The following is a 1,029-nucleotide window of genomic DNA, read 5'->3' on the forward strand; positions in this document are numbered from 1 at the left end:
AGTCAAAATTCCATGAATAGGTATTACTGCTGTTTTTTCTTCTCCTACGCTATTTTTGACAGAATGCTTGAAATTTTTGAAAATTGGCTGTTTTTCCTTATATAGCGATAGCAGCTCAAAACTCCTTGGTTCAAGCATTAACGGCTTATTTAGCAGCATTGTTCCCCCTAGCATCAGAGTCAAAAAATAGGTTGAAAGAATCAGCACGTCTTTGATCTTCTGCTATTTCTTGATCTACTTCCTCAACATCATAACCCAGCTCTGAAACTACTTCTGAACGACTCTTAAACCCATTTCTTACTGCCATCTGTTGTGCCTGCTGGTCTTTTAACGGATCCACCCACCTGTGCTATCCATTTTACATCTTTTAACATTTGGTTATCTTTTATAGTTGTGGCAGAAAGTTTTCCTGATAAAGTCGCAAGTTCTAACCATCTATTCCACACTGGTCGGCAAAATTGAAATACCATAATATTGTGTTGTAACATCGCACATCTTCTGCGAAACTCCAGCTCGTATTGATGAATAATTTACGTTGGTTAAATCACCTGTTAGTTGCTCATAAGTGATACCCATACCTATTGCTATAGCTCTGCCTCATGAACGCTTCATAACTGCCACCCACATCAGATGGCTCTGAAAATTTAATGTCTTCCCCTGGGTCTAAAAGCTGCATAGTTCCTGGCTCTAAACCTGATAATGCTACCCCATGCTCATTTGCTTCACTTTCTCCTAAAATGTTTGCTTCTGGATCAAGTCTCGTGATAAACCCGGCAAACATCGCTGCAGTCTTTTTTCGCACTAATTCAGCATCATCATATTGATCAAGTTCATAGAGTTTTAAAAGTACATTTGAAAGCCATGGTTCTCCTCTAATTTGCCCAGGTCTCAGCGGTTTATAGATATGAAGTACATCACTTGCTGGTACTCTAACAGATTCTCCAAATGATCCTTCTCCTGGATGCTCTCTGAATAGGTAATATGCTTCTTTTTGCCCAAGTCGGTTAAATTCAATACCACTACGAATAA

Annotated in this window: 2 pseudogenes; both read right to left on the reverse strand. The window is 39.1% G+C overall.

The window, feature by feature from the left end:
* Positions 1 to 159 (reverse strand): annotated as a pseudogene (locus IC220_RS07825) (S49 family peptidase); the annotation flags it as partial.
* A pseudogene (locus IC220_RS07830) lies at positions 146 to 1,029 on the reverse strand (phage portal protein); the annotation flags it as partial. The pseudogenes IC220_RS07830 and IC220_RS07825, both read right to left, overlap by 14 nt.

Origin of the sequence: Wolbachia endosymbiont of Pentalonia nigronervosa, assembly GCF_014534705.1 — a bacterium.
Classification (GTDB): Bacteria; Pseudomonadota; Alphaproteobacteria; order Rickettsiales; family Anaplasmataceae; genus Wolbachia.